The 23,037-nt window shown below is 44.3% G+C and carries 20 protein-coding genes; 14 read left to right on the top strand and 6 right to left on the bottom strand.

Annotation, left to right across the window (positions count from 1 at the left end):
- Nucleotides 1-22: 22 nt before the first annotated feature.
- The 6 genes from BW976_RS01440 (at nucleotide 23) to BW976_RS01410 (ending at nucleotide 6,429) form a co-directional block, all read left to right on the top strand.
- Complete coding sequence (locus BW976_RS01440; protein ID WP_076369665.1) at nucleotides 23-2,875, top strand: PAS domain S-box protein; 2,853 nt, start codon at nucleotides 23-25, stop codon at nucleotides 2,873-2,875.
- Nucleotides 2,876-3,005: 130 nt separating this feature from the next.
- The gene (locus tag BW976_RS01435) at nucleotides 3,006-3,278 is read left to right on the top strand and encodes a hypothetical protein (RefSeq protein WP_076370599.1); all 273 of its coding nucleotides are present in this window, start codon (nucleotides 3,006-3,008) and stop codon (nucleotides 3,276-3,278) included.
- The gene (gene ku / locus BW976_RS01430; RefSeq protein ID WP_076369663.1) at nucleotides 3,275-4,045 is read left to right on the top strand and encodes a non-homologous end joining protein Ku; all 771 of its coding nucleotides are present in this window, start codon (nucleotides 3,275-3,277) and stop codon (nucleotides 4,043-4,045) included. Before BW976_RS01435 ends, ku begins: the two co-directional genes overlap by 4 nt.
- Nucleotides 4,046-5,152, top strand: a complete 1,107-nt coding sequence (locus tag BW976_RS01425) for a DUF748 domain-containing protein (RefSeq protein WP_076369661.1) — start codon at nucleotides 4,046-4,048, stop codon at nucleotides 5,150-5,152.
- Between the two features lie 175 nt (nucleotides 5,153-5,327).
- Entirely contained in the window at nucleotides 5,328-5,699 is a 372-nt protein-coding gene (locus tag BW976_RS01415) for a TraR/DksA family transcriptional regulator (RefSeq protein WP_076369657.1), read from the top strand.
- A 1-nt stretch (nucleotide 5,700) separates the two neighbouring features.
- The gene (locus BW976_RS01410; protein ID WP_076369655.1) at nucleotides 5,701-6,429 is read left to right on the top strand and encodes a DUF72 domain-containing protein; all 729 of its coding nucleotides are present in this window, start codon (nucleotides 5,701-5,703) and stop codon (nucleotides 6,427-6,429) included.
- 263 nt (nucleotides 6,430-6,692) lie between these two features.
- On the opposite strand, the gene BW976_RS01405 is transcribed toward BW976_RS01410, so the two are convergent.
- From BW976_RS01405 to BW976_RS01390, 3 genes are all read right to left on the bottom strand, one after another.
- A complete protein-coding gene (locus BW976_RS01405; RefSeq protein ID WP_076369653.1) occupies nucleotides 6,693-7,649 on the bottom strand; it encodes an NADP-dependent oxidoreductase in 957 nt (318 codons plus the stop codon).
- A 374-nt stretch (nucleotides 7,650-8,023) separates the two neighbouring features.
- Entirely contained in the window at nucleotides 8,024-8,812 is a 789-nt protein-coding gene (gene xth / locus BW976_RS01395) for an exodeoxyribonuclease III (RefSeq protein ID WP_076369649.1), read from the bottom strand.
- A 4-nt stretch (nucleotides 8,813-8,816) separates the two neighbouring features.
- A complete protein-coding gene (locus tag BW976_RS01390) occupies nucleotides 8,817-9,011 on the bottom strand; it encodes a hypothetical protein (protein ID WP_076369647.1) in 195 nt (64 codons plus the stop codon).
- Between the two features lie 221 nt (nucleotides 9,012-9,232).
- Between BW976_RS01390 and BW976_RS01385 the strand changes: the two genes are divergently transcribed.
- Complete coding sequence (locus BW976_RS01385) at nucleotides 9,233-9,421, top strand: DUF2188 domain-containing protein (protein ID WP_076369645.1); 189 nt, start codon at nucleotides 9,233-9,235, stop codon at nucleotides 9,419-9,421.
- Between the two features lie 3 nt (nucleotides 9,422-9,424).
- Nucleotides 9,425-9,661, top strand: coding sequence for a KTSC domain-containing protein (locus BW976_RS01380; RefSeq protein WP_076369643.1), 237 nt, complete (start codon nucleotides 9,425-9,427; stop codon nucleotides 9,659-9,661).
- 2 nt (nucleotides 9,662-9,663) lie between these two features.
- Here the strand turns inward: BW976_RS01380 and BW976_RS01375 are convergent, their stop codons facing one another.
- Genes BW976_RS01375 through BW976_RS01365 form a run of 3 tightly spaced genes read right to left on the bottom strand, consistent with a single transcriptional unit; the run spans nucleotide 9,664 to nucleotide 15,105 of the window.
- Nucleotides 9,664-12,870, bottom strand: coding sequence for an error-prone DNA polymerase (locus BW976_RS01375; protein WP_076369641.1), 3,207 nt, complete (start codon nucleotides 12,868-12,870; stop codon nucleotides 9,664-9,666).
- Nucleotides 12,871-12,882: 12 nt separating this feature from the next.
- Entirely contained in the window at nucleotides 12,883-14,364 is a 1,482-nt protein-coding gene (locus tag BW976_RS01370; protein ID WP_245834594.1) for a Y-family DNA polymerase, read from the bottom strand.
- Between the two features lie 18 nt (nucleotides 14,365-14,382).
- Nucleotides 14,383-15,105, bottom strand: a complete 723-nt coding sequence (locus tag BW976_RS01365; RefSeq protein WP_076369637.1) for an ImuA family protein — start codon at nucleotides 15,103-15,105, stop codon at nucleotides 14,383-14,385.
- Between the two features lie 44 nt (nucleotides 15,106-15,149).
- Here BW976_RS01365 and BW976_RS01360 point away from each other — a divergent pair, with 44 nt between their 5' ends.
- The 6 genes from BW976_RS01360 to BW976_RS01335 all read left to right on the top strand — a co-directional run bounded on the left by BW976_RS01360 (nucleotide 15,150) and on the right by BW976_RS01335 (nucleotide 23,032).
- Nucleotides 15,150-15,461, top strand: coding sequence for a hypothetical protein (locus BW976_RS01360; protein WP_076369635.1), 312 nt, complete (start codon nucleotides 15,150-15,152; stop codon nucleotides 15,459-15,461).
- A complete protein-coding gene (locus BW976_RS01355; RefSeq protein WP_076369633.1) occupies nucleotides 15,458-15,952 on the top strand; it encodes a helix-hairpin-helix domain-containing protein in 495 nt (164 codons plus the stop codon). The genes BW976_RS01360 and BW976_RS01355 overlap by 4 nt, the downstream gene beginning before the upstream one ends.
- 3 nt (nucleotides 15,953-15,955) lie before the next feature.
- On the top strand, nucleotides 15,956-16,564 hold the full coding sequence (locus BW976_RS01350; protein ID WP_076369631.1) for an alpha-ketoglutarate-dependent dioxygenase AlkB family protein: 609 nt from the start codon (nucleotides 15,956-15,958) through the stop codon (nucleotides 16,562-16,564).
- 293 nt (nucleotides 16,565-16,857) lie between these two features.
- The gene (locus tag BW976_RS01345) at nucleotides 16,858-17,904 is read left to right on the top strand and encodes a FecR family protein (protein WP_076369629.1); all 1,047 of its coding nucleotides are present in this window, start codon (nucleotides 16,858-16,860) and stop codon (nucleotides 17,902-17,904) included.
- 173 nt (nucleotides 17,905-18,077) lie between these two features.
- On the top strand, nucleotides 18,078-21,620 hold the full coding sequence (locus BW976_RS01340) for a SusC/RagA family TonB-linked outer membrane protein (protein WP_076369627.1): 3,543 nt from the start codon (nucleotides 18,078-18,080) through the stop codon (nucleotides 21,618-21,620).
- Between the two features lie 14 nt (nucleotides 21,621-21,634).
- Nucleotides 21,635-23,032, top strand: coding sequence for a RagB/SusD family nutrient uptake outer membrane protein (locus tag BW976_RS01335; RefSeq protein ID WP_084192004.1), 1,398 nt, complete (start codon nucleotides 21,635-21,637; stop codon nucleotides 23,030-23,032).
- Nucleotides 23,033-23,037: the final 5 nt, after the last annotated feature.

Here is a 23,037-nt window from a genome sequence, read left to right as displayed (position 1 = left end):
ACCTTAAAAGAATTAGCTGCCAATGACACCTTATACCCGTAAATTCAATAATGATGACCTGGTAGCGATACTTGCGCTATCTAAGGATGCTACTGCCATTTATTCGACTGAAGACCTGTTGATAGAGATGGCCAACGATGCCATGATCGGATTTTGGGGGAAAGACAGAAGTGTAATTGGCAAAACCTTTTCAGAAGCTGTTCCTGAATTGATCGGTCAACCTTTTTTCGACCTGTTGAAAAATGTCTGGCGCACCGGTGTAACTTATGAAGCAAAGAATACTGCCGCCCAGCTAAGAGTTGATGGCGAGCTGAAATGGTTTTATTACGATTTTATTTATCGTGCCCTTAAAAATGAAACCGGGGAAGTTTATTGCATATTACACACTGCAACGGATGTAACGGAGCTTTGTAACAACAGATTATTAATGTTGGAAGGTAAGGAACGCGAACAAAACCTGGCAGAAGAACTGACCGCTTCCAATGAAGAGCTTGCTGCAGCTAATGAAGAATTGCTGCGATCACAGGACAACCTGTTAAATATCAATACCGATCTGGAAGCACGGGTTGCAGCACGCGTGGCAGAATTGTCAGAAAGCGAGCAGCGGTTTAGAAATATGTCCGAAAATACAGATGTGATGATCGCAATGGCTGACGAAACCAGCAAAGGGGTTTACTTTAATAAAGCATGGGTAAATCTTACTGGTAAGTCAGAAGCCGATCTGCTGGAATTCGGCTGGGCAGAACTGATCCATCCCGATGATAAGGACCGCTGGCTAAAAACATACCTGGCTGCGGCTGAAAAGCAGGCATCGGTAAAGGGCGAGTTCAGGATATTAAGTAAAGCCGGCGACTACCGCTGGCTATTGGCCAACATACCGGCACGGTTCCGGTCAGATGGAACATTCGCCGGCTACATCAGTTCCTGCATTGATATTACCGACCGAAAAAATAACGAACAGCAACTAGCGCAGATCATTAGTATCCTGCCAGCCGCGGTGGTGGTTATCAGGGGTAATGACCTGGTCGTAGAGTCTGTTAATAAAGCTAACCTGGCCTATTGGAATAAAACCAAAGAGCAGGTTATTGGTAAACCGCTACTGGAAATTTTACCTGAATTAGCCAGCCAGCCATTTCCTGGTCAACTTAGACAGGTGATGAAAACCGGTGAAGTTATAGACGTGAAGGAAAGCCCGGTTATTTTTGCTGCTCCGGATGGAACGCAAAGGGAAACTTTCGTAGATTACACCTACCAGCCACTGAGTGATATCAACGGTAAAAGGACGGGCGTATTGGTCATGTCTTTTGAGATTACCGACCGGGTTGTTTCTCGTAAACTATTGGAACAGTTCTCCAACGACCTTCAGGCAATGAACGAAGAACTTACCGCCTCTAATGAAGAGCTTGCTGCTGTAAATGAAGAATTGCTCACTGCTCATCAGAGAATTGAGGAAGGCGAAGCAGCCTTGCGTCTGGCTATCGATGCCGCCGAATTTGGTACCTGGTATATTCATTCTGTTACCCGGGAATTCATAACAGATGCGCGCCTAAAGGAACTGTTTGGCTATTACCCGGAGGAGGAATTAAATATAGAAGGTGCCCTGGCCCAAATTACCGAAGAATACCGAGGCTATGTTGCGGAAAAGCTCGAAAATGCTATTTACCATAATGGGGACTATGATGTGACTTATCCGGTAATTGGCTTTCATGATAACCAGTTACGCTGGCTTCGTGCGATTGGTAATTTAAAGGCAGACCCTTCCGGCGCATTTTCCGCGTTTACCGGTGTAGTAATGGATATTACCGAACAACATCTGGCCGCAAAAAAAGTGGAGAGAGCCGAAGAGAGCCTGCGTATGGCGATAGATGCCGCAGGCCTCGGTACATATTTTATTAATGCCACGGACAGGATCTTCTATCCATCACCCAGACTGAAAGAGTTTTTTGGGTTTCGGAAGGATGAGGAAGTTCCTTATGATGCGGCTATTAACCAGATCCATCCCGATTACCGGAAACAGGCAGCTGATATGGTGGAAGCTGCATTTACCAAAGGAGAGCGCTTCGATATGGAATACCCGGTGATTGGTCATCATGACGGCAGCATTCGCTGGGTACGGGGTATCGGTACCATGCAGCATTATGATGGTAAGGATTTCTTTACCGGGGTATTACATGATATAACGGAGAACAAACAGGATGAAATCCGCAAAAATGATTTCATCGGGATGGTCAGCCACGAGTTAAAAACACCGCTAACCACCCTGACAGCGCTCGTTCAGATAGTAAATACGAAATTAAAATACAATGAAGACAGTTTTCTGACCGGGGCCATGGATAAGGCAAATACGCAGGTTAAAAAAATGAGTAATATGATCAATGGCTTTCTGAACATTTCGCGCCTGGAATCTGGTAAATTAATGATCGTTAAACAGCCATTCAAACTAGAGGAGCTGCTATTGGAAATAATTGATGAAATCAAAATGACAATGAGCAGTCACGAAATACAATTTGCACCCTGTGATCCAGTGCAGGTTAATGGAGACCGGGATAAGATCGGCTCAGTAATTTCAAATTTACTCAGCAACGCGATCAAGTATTCTCCTAGAGGAAAGTTCGTAACTGTTAATTGCCAGGTTGTAGATGGTCATGCGAAGGTGAGCATTCGGGATGAAGGAATAGGGATTAAACCAAAAGACGCAGAGCGGTTATTTGACCGTTATTACCGCGTCGAAGATAGCGGTACCAAACATATTTCAGGATTTGGGATCGGGCTATACCTAAGCGCGGAGATTATCAAGCGCCACGAGGGAAAAATCTGGGTAGAAAGCGAAGTGGGTATAGGATCAACCTTTTATTTCAGCATTCCATTGAATTGATATAATCGAAACGCTGAGTAATCGACCACTAACGGCAGGCATAATCCAATTCCACAGCGGGCAGCCGTTCAGTTCTTCATTTGGTTCCATAACTCCTTAAACAAAAGGGATTTCAAAAGGTTGTATGATTATGGAAAACTATCCGATTACGATTAGTAAGGAAAAAGAAGTACATCATTTTGAGGTAGGTGAATATGTACATCACGAGGAGGGTAAATGTAAGTACCGGGTATTTGAGAACGGGACTTACGTTGCAAGTTTTACACCGGATGATCACGACTTCCTGCACATTTGTCAAAACCCAGGGAATGTCAACGAGGAAATTTTGCATTTACTGGCTGATCAGATCGAAGCGCATCACCCGCAAAGTGTGAACGACAATATAAAGAAATTAGAGCAATGAGAAGTATTTGGAAAGGATCAATAGGGTTTGGGCTCGTTAGCATCCCTATAAAATTATATTCGGCGGTCCAAACATCCGCTCTTGATCTGGACATGCTGGACAGTCGCGATCATGCCCATATCAAATTTCAACGGGTGAACGAGAATACTAAAAAGGAGGTGCCTTATGACAAGATCGTCAAGGGGTATAAGTACGAGAATGATTATGTGATTGTAGAAGATGCGGATTTTGAGGCGGCAGCACCGGAAAAAAGCAAGGTGATCGAAATTGAAAATTTTGTGGATATCACCTCAGTGAACCCAATGTTTTACGAGACCTCGTATTATACAGAGCCGGAAACCAAGAATAATAAAGCCTATGCTTTATTGCTGGAAGCATTGAAGAAATCGGGGAAAGCGGGATTAGCCAGATTCGTATTGCGAAATACGGAAAGTATGTGTATTGTACACCCGGTTGATCAAGCTATTGTCGTAACGCGCATTCGTTTTGAACAGCAAATACGCGATCAAAGTGAGCTAAAACTCAATGATAAAGTCGAGGTCACAAAAAAGGAACTGGATATGGGCTTAGCACTGATCAACCAATATGCGGAAGATTTGGACCTGTCAAAATACAAAGATGAATATCATACAGAATTACTGAAGCTGATCGAAGCGAAAGCCAAAGGCAAACGTCCGACAATTAAAAAACTAAAACCCAAAGCAGCGAAAAGCGATGATCTGTATGACCAGCTGATGAATAGTTTACAGGTGAAAAAAGGAGCTTAAATGAAAGAGAGAGCACCTTCAAGGTTCCGGTTCCTAAAAGAGGTTAAGCTCGTTTACGTTATCGTTACGATACTTATCCTTGCGATCATCGTCGTCAGACTGGCCTTGCCTGGGATCGTTAAAAATTATGTCAATAAAAAGCTAAACGAATTACCTGGTTATACAGGACATGTTGATGATATAGATATTCATCTATTGCGGGGCGCTTATGTAATTAAAATCCTGCTGCTGAAAAAGAAAACCGATCTGGAGAAATACCCTTTTCTCCAAATCAGGCAGGCTGATCTCTCCATTGAGTGGTCTGCGCTTTTTAAAGGTCGATTGGTAGGAAAAGTGACATTGGACCAGCCTGTTGTGAATATTCTTACTACGGAATCAATTGCGAAGGAACCCTCCAAAGATAGCTGGACGAAAACCGTTAAAGCACTGATGCCGATGACCATCAATAAACTTCAGGTGAATGACGGCCGGTTTGATTACCGTGATCTTGATAAGCAGCCAAACACTGATCTGCATATAGAAAAAATGCAGTTAACCGCTCTGAACCTGGCAAACGTGCAGAAAGCAGCTGATCCATTGCCATCCCAGGTTAACCTTACGGGAATATCCATCGGTAATGGTAAACTGAAAATGGACGCAAAAGTAAATGTGTTAAAAGATATACCTGACTTTGAGATGGGTATGCAACTAATCGGTGCCAATTTATTGAGCCTGAATGGCTTTTTTGAAGCAAATGCTAAGATGGATGTTGAACGGGGCGGAATTGATATTTTTAGTAAGCTGAAATTGAAAGACGGAGAAATGAACGGATATGTGAAGCCCTTTATTAAAGACCTAAAAGTATTGGACGTTAAGAAGGACATCAAGAAAAAAGGTGGAATCATCCGGGTAGTTAAAAAAGCGGTGGTTGGTCTTTTCGCTAAAGTGGTTACTAATCCGAAAACAAAAAAAATTGCGACAATCATCCCTATAAAAGGAAGTGTCAAAGATCCTAAAACAAGCGGATGGGCAACATTTGTAGGTATACTTAAAAATGCGTTTGTCCAGGCCTTTCATGAGAGCCTGACCAATGAGATAAAATTTAAAGAACCGGCTAAATCTAATTGACCCAATTAATTTTAGGCCTATTAGCCGATTATTTTACAAATAATAGCAATGTGCCCGGAAGGCGATGGGGTTTTGACGGGATTAAGTATATAACAGAAATATTTTTTTGTCCTGGCACTGAAAAACCTAAACTAAATTCATCATTTGGTGTTGATAATCATCAACGCAAAAGGAAATGACAAAAACGAAATATAACGATAACGAACTGGTCGAATTTAAGAAGCTGATCGAGGAAAAGATCCGGATGGCTCGTGAAGAATTGAATGAGCTTACGGACTCGCTTAGCGCGGCGAGCTCCAATGGCGATGAAGCTGCCATTGCAGGTAAGACGTTGGAGGATGGTTCAGCCACGTATGAAAAGGAACAGACCAACCAACTGGCGGCGCGTCAAAAGAAATTTATTGAACAATTGGAAGCTGCGTTACTACGTATACAAAATAAGACTTACGGCATTTGCCGCGGTACAGGTAAACTAATCCCTGCAGAGCGGTTGCGGGCCGTGCCGCATACGACTATGAGCATGGAGGCTAAATTAAAGCAGGCTTAATATGCCGCCGCAGTTTTATGGCGGGACAAGTGGCCTGAAGATCTCTATGCCCAAGCGGGATTTTCCTGCTGAACACGCTGATAAGTCGCGGCTTGCTTTTTATGCGCACCATGAGAATAGCCTGGAAGTTAATAGTTCTTTCTATAAGTTGCCGCAGGCAAAAACTGTCAGCAAATGGGCAGCTGATGTGCCAGTCGGTTTTCGTTTTACGTTTAAGCTTTGGAAGGAGATCACCCATCAAAAGAACTTGATTTTCAAAGCCGAAGATGTGATCAGTTTCCTGCAAGTCATCAGTGGTGCCGCAGATAAGAAAGGCTGTCTATTGGTACAATTTCCGCCTAGCCTACAGGTGAGTGCCTTAGTGCAATTGCAGGAGCTTTTGCACCTCCTTTATACCTTCGACTGGCCGGTTGCGGTTGAGTTCCGCCACAATTCCTGGTATAAAGATAGTGTGTATGAGTTGCTAAATAGGTATCAGGCTATTATGGTGATTCAGGACATGCCCAAAGCACCTACACCCATGGAGTTAACATCGGATGAATTGGTTTACCTGCGTTTCCATGGGCCGAGCGGTAATTACAAGGGTAGTTATAGCGAGGGCATTCTTTATGAATACGCTACCTATATCCAGGAATGGCAGCAGGACGGTAAGACCGTGTATTGCTACTTTAATAATACGGCCGGCGACGCGCTGAATAATTGGGATTTTCTTAAACGTTGTTTGGATTAACAAACAAGCATTATAGATCCTATGTCGTCATTTGTTTATCTGATAATGTCCGAATTGAAAGACGCTTTGGGCATGTTCTACTCCGGCGAAATTCATTGAACACAATTTATGAATCAAAAATTAAAATGTAAAGCCGGAACCTCTTAGGCGCGATTCACTTACACATTTGACGGTTTTCAATCAATTGTGCAAGTTTAGCGTTAACAGTTTGAAAGAATCTCTGCCGATTCTATTTAAGATCCTTAGTTTCTATCAATTCCGTATTAATTTGCAGATGCGATCAACACGATTTTCCCATGTGTATGATGTTGCTCCAGTTCACGATAGGCTTCTATCACCTGATTTAACGGATAGGTTTTAGCGATCGGTATTTCAAGGTCGCCGTCATTAACCATACCTGCCAGTTCGTTTAACACCTTTGCATTGCCTGCTGCATCGCTGCCGTCTGTTTTTACTTTGTATTTTTCGGCGGCTTCGAAATCAATTATTGTATTGATGCGATTGGCGGGAATGCCCAGTTTTATGGCTAATTCCACGTAGCCCTTTCCAGCCAGATCGATAAATGCATCAGCATTTTTACCGTTAAGCGCTGCTTTTATATGCTCTCCTATATTGCCTTTATAAGCCACCGGTATAATACCATGATCTTTCAACCATTGATGATTGCTTTCACTGGCTATACCTATGACAATGGCGCCGCTCTTTTTTGCAATTTGAACAGCTACAGATCCAACTCCTCCCGCAGCACCTGAAATAATCACGGTTTCGCCGGCTTTCAAAGACACGGCTCTAACTGCAGCGTAGGCTGTCGACCCAACAATAAATAAGCCTCCTGCTTCTTCCCAGGATACATTGGCGGGGCGTGGAACCAATTGGTCGGCACTTACCACCACATATTCTGCGTGACTATTGCGATTATTGGTGAAACCGATCACTTCATCACCAACTTTAAATTTAGTTACACCGGCGCCTAACTCTTCTATAACTCCTGCAAAATCTGTACCCTGTCCGGATGGAAACGTTGAAGGATATTCTTTTTTAAGGAATCCTTCTCTTATAGAAGCCTCACCAGGATTGATCCCGGCTGTTTTTATCTTTACTGACGCCTCGCCGTCTTTTGGAGCTTGTTTTGGCAATGCAGTTATATATAACACATCTACATGTCCGAAGTGATCATAACGTACAGCATGATTGATATTTTTATCCTTTGAATTTTCCATGTCTAAATATTTAAATAACCTATACTATATGACCAACGGGAAGTATCGTACATTGTTTCCTGTTTTTTGCATATAAATTAAAAAATTTACTTTTAGCATTAAAATCCCGCCGGAGATAGCAAGGTAGGTGTAGCTTGTAGCGCTTTGAAAGCTGTTATCTTTTTTGAAGTTAATCAACTTCCTTCGTATAAAAAGTTTTGAAAAAAGATCGGTGATAAACGACCTTGCGGTGTTTTTCATTAAATATAAGAAGACGTTTATTTTTTAATAAAACCAATTACATTTTTGTTTAGGACAAAAATGCAAGGGGAGGAATGTGTGGACAAACGTGAAACGGTTCTCGTGAGCTTACTGTAAATCCTTAGCGCCTTTGGTCATGATAAATGGACACGATCTTTCAGCTTTATCCACACTGGCGCATGGTCACTGCTGTGTTCCCAGCCCCGAACTTCCTTATCGACACCTGCGATCTGGAGTTGGGACAATAAATGATCATTCAATAAAAAATGATCCAGCCGTAAACCCGCGTCCCTTTCATAGGCATTCCGTAAGTAATCCCAGAAAGTATAGATTCGCTCATCCGGGTAAAGTTTTCGGATCGCATCCGTCCAGCCTTCTTTCAATAAAACGTTGAAGAGTTTTCGTGCTTCCGGTCGGAATAACGCATTTTCTTTGTACTTCTCCGGTTTATAAGTATCCAGGTCGGTCGGCATGATGTTAAAATCGCCGATCAGCGCAACCGGCAGATTAAATTCCTGTAACTTCTTCGCGTGCTTTGTAAGTCGTTTGATCCAATCAAGTTTATAATCAAACTTTGGCCCAGGAAAAGGATTGCCATTCGGTAAATACAGGCAACCGATTACTACGCCATTAATAAAGGCTTCGATATAGCGGCTGTGCAAGTCTTCGGGGTTACCATCCAGGCCGCGCCGTGTCTCCCGAATCTCACCATAGTGTGACAGGATGGCTACGCCGTTCCAGCTTTGCTGGCCATGCCAGATGGCATGATAACCAAGATCGAGTAGCGCCTGTTCCGGAAAACGCTCGTCCGGTGCCTTCAGCTCCTGCAGGCAAACAACATCAGGCTTTGCCTTCGCCAGCCAGCGAAGTAAATTCGGAAGGCGGCCGTTCACACCGTTGATATTATAACTAGCGATCTTCATCTGCTTAACTTAAACTCCCTGGGTTAAGTGGCGGATCCTCCGGCGGATTAGCTCTTGGTGGTAATTCTTCCGGTACACCCTCCGGCTCTTCTTGTGGCACTTCCGGTTCCTTGGGATCGTAAGGACGTTCTATTTCCGGTTTTTTTCCGGGTACCGGTAATTCCGGTTGCTGTCCGGGAAAAGTGTTATGCTTGGTCATAATAACTGGTTAATATATTCATTTATGATGTTCTGAATGGTATCCCAATAAAGGCCATTTCAATAATCTAGCTGTGGGCGTTTGTAACTTCAATTCCTCTTCCATAGAATATAACCACCGGACAGTATTTTTGTTCCGGTAGAAAGCCGTGTCTTAGTACATGAAGATATTCCTAAATCAAATCGCTTACTAATTTGTTAAATTCTTAAAAAGGAGGATCTATGCCCTGGTATAATGGAGATTACCCGCCGTCTTATAAAAATCAACCGAAGAAGATACGGGAAAAAGCGACGGAGATCGCTAATGAAGTATTAAAAACAACCGGGAACGAAGGCGAAGCCATTGCCACCGGCCTCAAACAGGCGCGACTGCATTTCGCGAGAGAAAAAACCGCGAAAGCAAAAGATTGAGCTATGCCATCAGCAGTCATTGCCGCTTATGAATATGATAAATTATCGGAAACGCTGACTATCCAATACCATTCAGGTAAGATTTATAATTACCTGAACGTGCCCGAAAAAGTATTCAGAGAAATGCGATCTACCATGGTCAAAGGCATTTGGTTTAATCGGCATATCAAAGGCAAGTATCCATTTGAAGAGGTTACGCCAGGTCTTAAGCAGAACAATTTGTTTGATCAATCCAAGTAAACTCAATGGAAATTCCTGCCTTTATGAAAAGCCCCCTCGGTGGATATAGCAGGTGTTGAACGCCCATCATAATTGATTGGTTTGGTCGTTTCATCGCCCCGTGCCAGCGTTTGCGGCAGTATATCACCCGACGTTTCGGTTAAACTGCGTAACAGGGCGGTCAGGTTAAAACAACAATGGACTACCAGGTGCGTTACGCCATTGGCAATCTGCAGTTTTCCCGTTACCATCAGTAAGCGTGACTGCACGATCTCTTTACGGTATTGATCAAACAGCTTTTGCCACACCACCAGGTTCGCTGAACCCGTTTCATCTTCCAGCGTCATAAAGAGCACACCTTTGGCTGTCCCCGGCCGCTGCCGCACGGTGATAAGGCCCGCCAAACGTACCGTATCGCCATCTTTCATTTTGGCCAGGTCTCTTACGCGCACATTGCGCATTTGATTAAGCCTTGGCCGTACCAGTGCAATCGGGTGATCTTTCAATGAGAGCCCAGTCGAGATATAATCCTGTACCACATGCTCGCCTCTTGTCATCGGTGGCAAATCTACCGGCGATTCCAGAACTGTTTCGGACAGTTGCCCGTCAAAGAGCGCGATCGGCCGGTCAGCCAGTGCTGAAACTTCCCAAAGGGCCATGCGACGATCTGTACCCAGGGAGTGGAATGCATCCGCGTCGGCCAGTTTTTCCAGAGCAGCTTCCGGCACGCCTGCTGCGCGCAACTGATCGATATGCTGGTAGCCTTTATCCCGCATCGCCACCAGTAATTCCATATCAGCTTCTTTCAGTCCTTTAACCTGACGGAAACCGAGGCGCACCGCATAGAATTTACCTCCTTTTTGTTCGAGTGTATTGTCCCATTCGGAATAATTCACATCGGCCGGCAGGACCTGAACGCCATGATCACGTGCATCACGTACAATTTGAGCCGGTTGGTAGAAACCCATTGGCTGGCTGTTGAGCAGCGCCGTGCAAAAGACATCCGGATAGTGGCATTTTAGCCAGGAGGATATATAAACCAGTAAAGCAAATGATGCCGCATGGCTTTCAGGAAATCCATAGCCTTCAAAGCCCTGTAGCTGCTTAAACACCCGCCTTGAAAAATCTTCTTCGTAACCCCGTGCCGTCATCCCATCAACCATTTTCTTTTCGTAGAGGTGAAGCTTTCCGTTGGCTTTGAAGGAAGCCATACTTCGCCTTAACTGGTCGGCCTCAGCAGGGGTAAAGCCGGCTGCTACGATAGCGATCTCCATAGCCTGCTCCTGAAACAACGGTACACCCAACGTGCGCTTCAGAATCTCTTCCAGTTCCGGTTTGGGATATTCCGGCAGTTCTTCGCCATTTCGTCTCCGTAAATAGGGGTGTACCATATCGCCCTGGATAGGGCCAGGCCTTACAATAGCCACTTCGATTACCAGGTCATAAAATTCGCGCGGCTTTAAACGGGGTAGCATAGACATTTGGGCCCTGCTTTCAATCTGGAAGACCCCGATCGTATCCGCCCGACAGATCATGTCATATACCAGCGGATCATCCTGAGGCACATTGGCTAATGTTAATCTCCTGCCGTAATGTTTCAATACCAGATCAAAAGCCTTGCGGATCATGGTCAGCATTCCCAAACCGAGGACATCCACTTTTAAGATTTTCAGATCTTCCAGGTCATCTTTGTTCCATTCCAACTGCGTACGCTCTTCCATACGCGCATTTAATACCGGGCAAAGGTCGGATAGCTTACCTTCGGTAATGACAAAACCACCCGTATGCTGGCCCAGTTGCCGTGGGAAACCGATTAGCTCGCAGGTCAGCTGCAGCACTTTTAAGATCAGCGGGTCTTTGGGATTTAATCCCTGATCGGACAGCCGTTTTTCATCAAAACCCTCTTCCCGGAAATCCCAGATAGTCCCACCAATGCGCTTGATCGTATCCTCAGATAAGCCCATGGCTTTACCCACATCCCGGATCGCACCTTTATGGCGTTCCTGCGTAACCGTTGCCACGATGGCTGCCCGGTCACGCCCGTAATCACTGTAAATAAACTGGATGATCTCCTCGCGGCGTTCGTGTTCAAAGTCCACATCGATATCCGGCCATTCGTCACGCGCCTCCGACATAAAGCGGGAAAACAGCAAACGGGATTTAGCCGGGTTAACCGCTGTAATGCCCAGGCAGAAACAAACCGTAGAATTGGCTGCTGAGCCGCGTCCCTGGTGCAGGATACCCAGTTCTTCGGCTTTTTGCGTATAATGGTAAACTCTCAAAAAATACCAGGCCAGCCTCCGTTTTTGAATGAAATCCAGTTCAAATTCAATTTGCTTTCGGTGTTTCTCCGGGATCTCCTGCCCAAAACAAACTTTTGCGCCTTCCCAAGTTAATTTGGTCAGCTGCTGGTGGGATGTCAGCCCGTTTATCAGTTGCTCCTCCGGTTCCAGGTATTTTAGTTCGTCCAGTGAAAAATGGCAGGCATGAGCAATAAAGGATGAATTTTTAAGGGCCTGCGGATACCCACGGAATAAACGGAAGATCTCCTGTCGTTCTTTTAAAAAACGCTCGGCATTCGGGTGCAATTTAAACCCGGCGGTATGAATAGTGCATTTTTCACGGATACAGGTAAGTATATCCTGCAATTCGCGACGGGTGGCGTGATGGTAATGAACATCGCCTGTTGCCACCAGAGGAACACCTGTTTCCTCCAGGCGGAACAACCGTTTGGCATCCTGCCCCTGGTAATTAAAGGAAGCGGCTAAATAAAGTGACCGGCCAAAATGTTCCCGGTATTCTGTCAAATCTTTTAGAAAAGTAGCATCCAGTTCAAATCGGCTATTTAACTGGTCAGGCGGCACCGCTACAAACAGGATACCTTCCATATATTCATATACATCAGCTTTATATAGCTCGCATTTGCCTTTCTCTGTTCGCAGGTTACCTTTCGTTAGTAAGGCCGACAACCGGCTGTAAGCCACTATATCAGTAGGATAAGCCAGTAAACTGACGCCATCCATCAGGTCCAGCCGGCAGGCCGGAATAAAGCGAATATTGGTGGTTTTGGCTGCCATATGTGCCCGGACGATCCCTGCCAAAGAGTTCCGGTCGGTGATGGCAATGGCGGAATAACCCAAAGCCGCAGCATGCTCCACCAGTTCATGGGGATGTGAGCCACCGCGCAGGAAGCTGAAATTGGAGGTTACCTGTAATTCCGCGTAGTCCATGAGTTTAACCTCCTAAGCAAAATAACCGTGTAAATACCATTGTACATCGATGCCATCGTAATGGCCGGAGCGGAACACCCAGTAACGCTGCCCATCGCTGTCTTCCACTACATAATAATCCCGGTGCTCGCCACCATCGTGCCACCATTCCCGCCCGATCCGTTCAGGTCCGTCGGCTTTGGCAATGACATGACGCTTTCCTTTATAGATAAACGTTTTGGGCGGGTTATCCGGTACCAAAGCCATGACCTCGATGGCTTCAGGTGCAGCCAGCAAACGGATAGGGCGCATTTGCACCGGCCATGCTGCTGCTGGTTCTTCTGTAAGCGAGACGGCGACTTTCACAGAGCGTTCCGGCCAATAATGTTCCGCTGGTAAAAAACGCTGAATCGCTGCCGCGCCGACCTTTCCTGAAACGCGGTCGAGAAGTTCTGCCAGTGCCGTATCTGCCAGGCCTTTATCGACAGCCCATAACTGCTCCTGCAAGGTGTCCATATCCTCTACCTTCGGCGCTTCGAGTATGAATAGCTCTATTCCTAAAGCCGGTTCGATCTTCGCGATCTGCAGCTCAAAAAGCTTTGACAGATGCGAAACGCTGTGTGAACCCCGGTTGGTGGTGATTCCTGCCTGCACTGTACGTCCGTCTACGCGGATACATTTGAGTACGGCTTTACGGAGTCCTTTTCCTTCCGCCTGCAGGCGCAGGCACAAAGCAGATAGTAACTTTTCAATAGCGATCCCGATACCCGGCGCTGTCTTTATCGGCTCCAGGCAGGGCAGGCGCTCCACATACGCGATTGGTGGGACCAGTGGTTCCAACACTTCATCCACTCTTCCCATTGCCTGATCCAGACGGATTAACAAGTCTTTGCCAAAACGCCGCCGTAAAACCGAAGCCGGCATTTGCAGAAAGCTGCCAATGGTACGAAAACCTAACTTTTTCAGCTTTTCCAGCACTTCAGCATCCAACCGCAGGGCCGCAGGTGGCAAGCCAGACAAAGCGCGGATGTGTTCGCCTGGTTCTATAATCGGTCTGGATAGCGAAAAACGTGACACCGCCCAGGCAGCGCCCGGGGTATCCCCAATGGCTGCGCGTGCATCAAACCCTGCGTTTCTTAATTTTAATACGATTTCTTTGAGGTAGCCCCGTTCACCGCCCCAAAGATGGGTGCAGCCGGAGATGTCCAGGATCAGGCCATCCGGTAAGTCAACAGCAACAGTAGGGGTATAGCGAATACACCACAATCCCAGCAGCCGCAGCAACTTCGTCGCTTTGCCGGGCGTATCGTCAATCGCCAGCAATTCGGGTACTGCGGCCCGTGCATCTGCCACAGCCATTCCGGCAAAAGCACCCTGCCGTTCAGCCAAAAGGCAGGAAGCCGTTATAATCACACGGTTTTTGACCGGCATGACCAAAACGAAAGGCGACTCTTTCAAGGCCGGCTGGTGAAGCGCCAGCCCGTCTGTCAGCAAATGCCGGAACCATATGGCCATATATCTTTTTTGCATCACTCACCCCGCTTGTCTTTCTTCCACTACAATCAATTGTTCAACAGGTACAAAGCGGCCTTCGTTCCATTCCAGCGACCAGCTGCCTGGCTGTCCGTTGCGTACTTTCAGCAGTTCCACGTGCCAGCGCAGGAAGCCGAGGCCTGGCAGCCCGTTGAGGCCGGCACTTGGTAAAGATTTTACCTGCCAGCGTGCCGCACAAGCCGTTGAGCCCAATTTATCTTTTGCATTTCGCAGGACAAAGCCTGTTACCCGGCTTTGCTCTACTGCTAATTGCAGCCGCCGGGATTGTTTGAAATCCAGCTCCTGGACTTCACAAACCACCGCAGTTAAACCCGGACATTTCAGCGCTTCTTCCATTACCCAAAGGGCATCTTTATCCTTTGATAAACTGATAAAAATGACCTTATGCGGCTCAATTCCAAAAAACGTTAATGCCGGTGCAAACAAACGCCGCGCACGGCCAATCCAGACGCAGATACCGCCCTGCCCAAGCAAAGCTGACAGGACGCCGGTAACCAAGCCGCCGCTTGCAGCTGCCTGTTCTGCAGAGTTACAAACCAGTTCATGCACAGCTGCTACCGGGAAGACCCCGTTTGGAAAAGCCGCTTCCAGCGGGCCCAGGCCAACCAAAGACCGCGCACCCGTAACCGGTGGTTTATAGCCTTCCCATTGCAGGATCTTTTGCTGCAGCTCACTGACGATATTTTTGCGGGTACTGACCATAAATAAAACTGGATTACAAAACTAATACTAAAAATATTAGCATTTTGTTTATATTTGAAAATTATTTTTTGGAGCAAGCAAATATGATCGCCAACAGCTATTTAACCCGGGAAGCCAAAGCCTTTGTCAAACTCCTTAACGGTCCCGATGAAGTGGTTAGAGTTGTGCCTGATCGTTTCCATGAAAACGCCGCGCAATGTTACCGGCTATATATCGCTTTTGAAGAAAATCCAGACGAGCTTGGCTGCATTTTGTTTGATGCACAGGGTTACTGGATCTATGACGGCAGCGAATTATCCATCGCCGAGCAGGAGCAGGTGGCTGATTTTATTATCCATTATGTAGAAAGGTTATGAAAAAAACAATTAACTACCGGTTGACCATGTCGGAAAAACAATTGCTTAAGGTCAAAAAGGTAAACCAGAAATTGTTACAGGATTATGCGCCTGACGAAATCGCTACCCTGCTGGAGGCATCGTCCGAACGTGCCCGGGAGCTAAATGCGCTGGCAGAGTTTCAAAGTATTCCCTCGCTTGGTATCAACTTTGCAGAAGAGCTAATCAGTCAGGGCTATTATACACTAGAGCAACTCAAAGGAAAATCAGCGGTAGAATTGTTTGATGCTTTTGAACGACACTGCGGAACTTGGGCAGACCCTTGCGTAGAGGATTCCTACAGCCTGCTGGTGCATTATATTGAAAACCGCGATGACAGTAAACGTTGGTGGCATTTCACTGCTGAGCGCAAAGCGTATCGAGAACAATATGGTTTTCCTAATAACCGGCCCCTAAAGCCCTGGTATGAAAGCGGGAAGTACCCAAGGATGAATAATTATAAACGGCATTAAATTATGGAACAGTTAAGTTTTTTTGCAGAAGCAGGGCAGAGCAAAGGATTGCCAAAGGAATTGTTGGAATATTATGCCGGTTTTATAAGCGAAAAGGAAAGTGATGGCTTGTTGCAACAATTGATCACCCACACACCCTGGAAGCAAACCACGCAGAAGATGTGGGATAAAGAATATTTAACTCCACGGCTCACTTCTTGGCATGGTGATATCGGTACAGATTATTCCGTATCCGGAAAAATATCCAACCCCAATCCCTGGACACCGGAATTACTGGTACTGAAGGGAAAAGTGGAAGCGATAGCCGGCATCCGGTTCAATAGCGTACTGCTCAATTATTACCGCGACGGCAATGACTCCGTAGCCTGGCATAGCGACCGGGAAAATGTTTTAGGAAAGAACCCGGTTATCGCCTCTGTCAGTTTTGGACAGGTACGTAGCTTTGATATCCGTAGTAAGGCAGATCACAGTGCGCATTATTCTGTCCGGCTGGAACATGGTTCGTTCTTACTGATGAAGGCCGGATTGCAGGAATACTGGGAACATCGCATTGCCAAATCCACCAGGCCTATGAAAGCTCGGGTTAACCTGACTTTCCGGGTAGTTTTATAAGTCAAATTATGAAACTTTAGGCCCCTCATGCAAACTCCACGTTGCCATCAGGTCTTTTATAGATGCAAATTTGACCCAGGGAGTTTCTCCTATCCTATATCGTTTGATGCACCGGGTTTCTTGTAAGTGATATGAATTTGTCTGGATTTGCAATCATTGTTTTCTTAGAAGAAAGCATCTGAACAGCTTATAACGCTGTAAGCGCATTTAAACATCCAATACTCCCTGATAAAATATTTTACTTATTGATAGTTATCGATTCGTTTTACCGCGTATTATAATAAAGCGCAACATTGGAAAATAAATCGGCAATCATTGAACTCTTTGTAAAATACCTTCAAAATAGATGTTCGCCTGACGAGGTGAAACAGCTTTTGAAATATTTTGAAACGGAACAGGACGAAGAATCTCTCAGGCACTTGATTAATGCGGAGCTCAATTTTGAACAACAAGGGACAATTACCAATTCAAGGGAAGATGCAGTCTTATTGAAAATTAAATCAGCGTTAATTGCTGAGATCAGGGAGGATAATGTGCAACAACCGCGTAAGATTCTGCCAGTAATTCCAAGATGGTTAAAGGTCGCTGCCTTTTGGCTGCTGGTAAGTGCTTTGGCAGCCGTGTTGTTCAACGATTTTCTGTTTACTATTAAAAAAAACGCTGTTCCGGTAAAATTATCAATTATCAAAACCGCCCGATCCGAACGCAAACAGATTGTTCTTTTTGACGGCACTAAGATATGGCTTAGCCCTTCCAGCACATTAGAATTTCCAGATCAGTTAATAGGTAATTTTCGTGAGATAAAGCTGGAAGGCGAAGCTTTTTTTGAAGTAGCCAAGGACAAAATACACCCCTTTATTATTCATAGTGATCACATGGATACCAGGGTAGTGGGAACTTCATTCGAAGTTCAGACCTATCAAGGGCAAACGAACTATAAGGTTACTGTTGTGACCGGGATCGTAAAGGTTTCAGGCTTGAGCTTTGCAAAAAGCACACGAGAAGAGGTGACGCTACATCCCAATCAACAAAGCCTGTTTAATAAAAACAATGGCACTTTAAAAAGTATTGCGTATCCAAATGCTCAAATGATACTCAAACGTAAGGACGGTATCTTAAATTACGACAGTGCATCTGTCAATGATGTAGTATCGGACTTTTCAAGGTATTACAATCTTCAAATTGATATTGAAAACAAATCTAAAAGCTGTCTTTTTTCTGGGGAGTTTGATACCAAAAAACCAATATCAATTGTTTTGGAACAGCTGGCTGTTGCCATCAATGCAAATGTCATTTTTCAAGATGGCCGATACATTTTGAAAGGAGGATGTTCTGAATGATAAGACGCAATCAACGATATCCTAGCCTGGAATAAGCACTATTTCCAGGTAACCAATATCATCGATCATATATTTCCCCGAACTGCAAGAAAGTGAAATCCTGCATTACGGAGATGCTATTGCCTAAAAACTCGAGCTATTTAAATAACAACAAACCCTCTAATTGTAAAACTATGTTCCAAATTTTACCATCCTTAAAAACCCTTAGACTCCTTTTGTTGATCGTTTTTGTTAACGGCTTTTTGTGTATTTCGTCTCTTGCAGAAGGTATTGCCAAAGCACAAGGCCTCGAGAAGAAGATTACCATAAGCTTTGATAAAGTAACCTTAAAACAAGCTTTAGATAAAATTGCCAGTAGAGCTTCAGTAACCATCATGTACAGTGTCACTAAAGAATTAACAGAGACATCCGTTAGCCTTCATGTTAAGGACAAACCTCTTAAGGACGTTTTAATTCTTTTGCTTGCGCCATATTCATACTCCTATCAAGTTATAGATGAAAAGATTGTAATAAGGCATGATTTGCCAAAGCCCCAATTGAAGCCTTCCGAAAATAAACGCTTACTACTAATTCGAGTAAAAGGGAAGGTCACCGATAATAAGGGACAAGCACTGGAGGGCGCCACTATCAGAATAAAAGGCGAAAATAAACTGGCCATAACTGATAAAGATGGAGCGTTTGTACTTGACGATGTTATTCCAAACACTATTTTACAGGTTTCTTTTATCGGTTACAGGACAAAAGAAATAACTGTAGGTAATGATTTAAATTATCTGACCATCGCTTTGAACTTGGATGATTCCAAATTGGACGTGGTTAACGTGGTTTCAACAGGGTATCAAACATTACCCAGAGAAAGGGTTACAGGCTCATTTGCGCAACCTTTAAAGGAAATGTACGATAGCCGGGTTGCTACTGATATAATCTCCAAGTTAGACGGGATAACCAGCGGATTACTTTTTAACAGAAATACAACCAATACCCAAAATGGGCAACTGGACTTAAGCATCCGTGGACGTTCCACCATTTTCGCAAATGACCAGCCTCTGATTGTAATAGATAATTTTCCTTACAGCGGAGATATTAATAACATAAATCCAAATGATGTAGAAAATATAACCGTTTTAAAAGACGCTGCCGCAGCATCTATATGGGGAGTTAAAGCAGGTAACGGAGTAATTGTAATTACAACCAAAAAGGGAAAACTCAATCAACCCCTCAGCGTGTCCTTTAATTCCAATGTCACTGTCTTTCAAAAGCCTGATCTCCATTACAATTCGCAATACATGAGTTCAGCCGACTATATCGGTGTGGAAAAGTTCCTGTTTCAAAAGGGGAAATATGACACGGACCTCTCCAATACGACTAGTTATCCATTTATATCGCCTGTCGTTGAAATCTTAGCACAGCAAAGAGGCGGAGCCATTTCTTCAGCGATGGCCTCATCACAAATTGACGCATTGGGTAAGAATGATCTGTTAAATGATATGTCAAAATATTTGTACCAGCGTGCTGTAAATCAGCAATATTCCGTCAATATAAAAGGTGGTGATACAAAAACAAGCTATTATTTTTCAACAGGCTACGACAATGACCTTCCCACTCAAAAAGACAATAAATTTAATAGGCTGACTGTAAATTCTAACATCGCATTTAACCCTATAAAAAACTTACAAGTAGCCGTAGGCTTAAATTATAATCAATCCAATACCAAAACTGACAATACCATTTCTAATGTGCTCCAGGGCAATATCTACCCGTATGCGCAATTGGCTGATGCTGCGGGAAATCCGTTAACGATTACTAAAAATTTAAATCCTGCATTTGTCAAAGTAGCTCCTTCCATGGGGTACCTTGATTGGTCGTATGCCCCGCTTACTGATCTTGGGCTTAGCGACAATACTACGAAATATGGAGATATCCGCTTATCTCCAAGTTTAAAATATACAGTTATCAAAGGACTTAGCCTGGATATAAAATATCAATATGAACAGTATACCAGCAATTTTAGGGACTTTGAAAGTCAGGAAACCTACACTACAAGAAATTTTATCAATCAATTTGCAAGCGTAGATGCGAAAGGTATTGTCAATTATAATTATGTCCCCCTGGGTGGGGTGCTGTCCCAATCTTTAACGACTGTTACGGCTTATAACGCAAGAGGCCAGCTGAATTACGCTGGAAGTTGGAGCAACAGCGAAGTGAATGCGATTGCAGGAATAGAACAAAGTCAAGCCAAAACAGACGGCAATACTAGTGCGAGTGTATACGGATACGATCCTAAAACAGGTAACAGCACCGCGGTAGACCTGGTGGATTATTTTCCTTTAAATCCGGGAGGATTAAGTTATAGTCCAATACCAAATGGGGGCGGGATTTCAGGTGCACTTACCCGTCTGCGTTCGTATTTTGGTAACGCTGCTTACACCTATGCTAAGAAATATACGTTTTCGGCAAGCGCCCGAATTGACGGGTCGAATTATTTTGGTGTCTCAACAAACTTAAAGTCCGTTCCATTATGGTCTGTGGGAGGGAAATGGGATGTGGACAAAGAACAGTTTTATCATTCGGCATGGCTTCCCGTCTTGCATTTACGCGCTACTTATGGTTATAACGGTAATTTAAATCAGAATATAACTGGGGTTACAACCTTCCAATATTATCCCATAAATAGTTCTTTAACACATTTACCACAGGCTTACATAGCGAATGTCGGAGATCCGCAATTAAGATGGGAGAAGGCGGGAATAGCAAATTTTGGATTGGATTTTGGGCTTAAAGACAACTGGCTCTCCGGGAGCTTCGAGTATTTCGTAAAGAACGGCAAAGATATTATTGGCAATGAGTCCGTTGCGCCAAGTGTTGGCTTAACAACCATTGAAGGCAATTTCGCGAATATGAAGGGCAGCGGTTTTGATATTCAAGTGACTTCAACGAATATTGATGGAAATTTCAAATGGTTTACTACGTTATTGTTCAGCCATGCCCGGGATAAGGTAACGACGTATAATGCGCCAAGCATTGCATCCTCATTAATTACAGCTGATGGCGCAAGCGGTAATATATACCCCATTGTTGGTTACCCAGTATACGGAGTCTGGAGTTACCGCTGGGCAGGCCTAGACCCGACTAATGGCGATCCGCAAGGCTATATAAATGGTAAAATAAGTAAAGATTACGGCACGCTAATCCAACCCGCCTCAAAAAATGATCTAGTATACAACGGGCCTGCCCGTCCCCAATATTTCGGCAGTATCAATAATAGATTGGTATACAAAGACTTCTCTTTAAATTTTAATATCAGTTATAAATTCGATTACTTTTTCAGAAAAAGCGCGCTCAACTACACCAATTTATTTAACAACTGGTTAGGAGGAAACAAGGAATATGCACAACGATGGCAAAAGCCAGGTGACGAAAAGGTCACCAACGTACCATCAATGGTATATCCCGCTAATTCAAGCAGAGATGTATTCTACCAATATTCTGATGCTACTGTTGTTAAAGGTGATAATATCAGGTTACAGGATGTTAGCCTGAACTATACCTTCGATAAGAGGGTATACCGAAATCTTCCGTTTAATATCCAGGTATACCTATACGCTAATAATATCGGCATACTCTGGAGAGCCAATAAGCTCAACCTGGATCCTGATTATCCAACTGGATATCCTTCACCAAAATCTATTTCATTAGGCGTAAAAGCAAATCTCTAATTAAAATTTCCACGATGAAATCAACGAACAAATATTTGAAAAAGAGCATAGAAGCTGCTTTTTTGGCTGTCGTCTTAATTCAATTCTCCTGTAAAAAGGACTTTCTGGATGCAAAACCAAATTTGGCCTTGGTTGTACCAAGCACGATTACGGACTACCAGGCCCTTTTAGATAACAATACGGCAAATACACTCTTTAATTTTAATCAGCCAAGTTTAAACGAAGTGGGGGCCGGCGACTTTTATCTGTCATATACCGCCTGGCAAGCATTGAGTACGCCACAGGAAAGAAATGCCTATATATGGAGCCCTGATTTATTTGCCGGTCAAAAAAGTTATGACTGGACTGATGGGTATCAACGGATATTAAATGAAGACATCGTTTTAGATGGTATTGCCAAAATACCTTACAATGCTTCAAGTAAGACCAGTTGGAATAATGTAAAAGGTACCGCCTTATTTTATCGGGCCTATGACTTTTTAGGCCTAGTTGAAGAGTTTGCAAAAGCGTATGATCCGGCTACAGCCAAGACGGACCCGGGAATCCCTTTGAGGACAAATGCGGATATCACTGTCAAATCTGTTAGAGCGACCATACAGGCGACTTACGATCAAATTTTAAGTGACCTAAGTTTGGCCAAACCATTGCTGCCTGTTTCTTCTTTGTATCCCACAAGGCCCTGCAAAGCGGCGGTATACGGCCTGTTAAGCCGGGTGTATTTATCCCAAAGTAATTATAGCAGGGCGTTATTATATGCCGATTCATCGCTACAGCTCACTAATAAATTGTTGGATTTTAACCAGTTGGCAACAAATAATAGCAGCCCGATTCCCAGATTTAGCGCAGAGGTCATTTATCACCATCAACTGGGGAGCTATTCCGCTTTCAATAACAGCAGTCCAAGGCTGATTGTAGACTCCATTCTATATAAATCATACAGTTCCAACGACTTGAGGAAGGCTGTTTATTATAAGACAGTATCTGGCATAGTTACCTCTAAAGGATCCTATAGTGGCGATCCGTCTTCACTTTTTGGAGGGATCACAACCAACGAAATGTACTTAACAAGAGCGGAATGCTTTGCCAGGGCAAATAACTTCACTATGGCCATGCAGGATCTCAATACCCTCTTAAAAAGCAGGTGGGTCACCGGAACTTTTGTTCCCTATACTGCCGGAAATAGTACCGATGCATTATCCCAGATATTGACGGAGCGAAGAAAAGAGCTAGTCTTTAGAGGACTTAGATGGGAGGATTTAAAGCGATTGAATAAAGATGCGGCTACCGCGATTACTCTTACCCGGGTTTTTAACGGACAAACATATTCGTTGCCACCCAATAGCAATCTGTACGTCTTTCCTATACCACCCGATGAAATAGCCTTAAGTGGATTACAACAAAATCCCAGATAAATTTT

This window comes from Mucilaginibacter lappiensis (assembly GCF_900155965.1).
Taxonomy (GTDB): Bacteria; Bacteroidota; Bacteroidia; order Sphingobacteriales; family Sphingobacteriaceae; genus Mucilaginibacter; species Mucilaginibacter lappiensis.
Note: the sequence above shows the minus strand (reverse complement) of the source record. Positions and strands in the feature narration are given on the sequence as shown.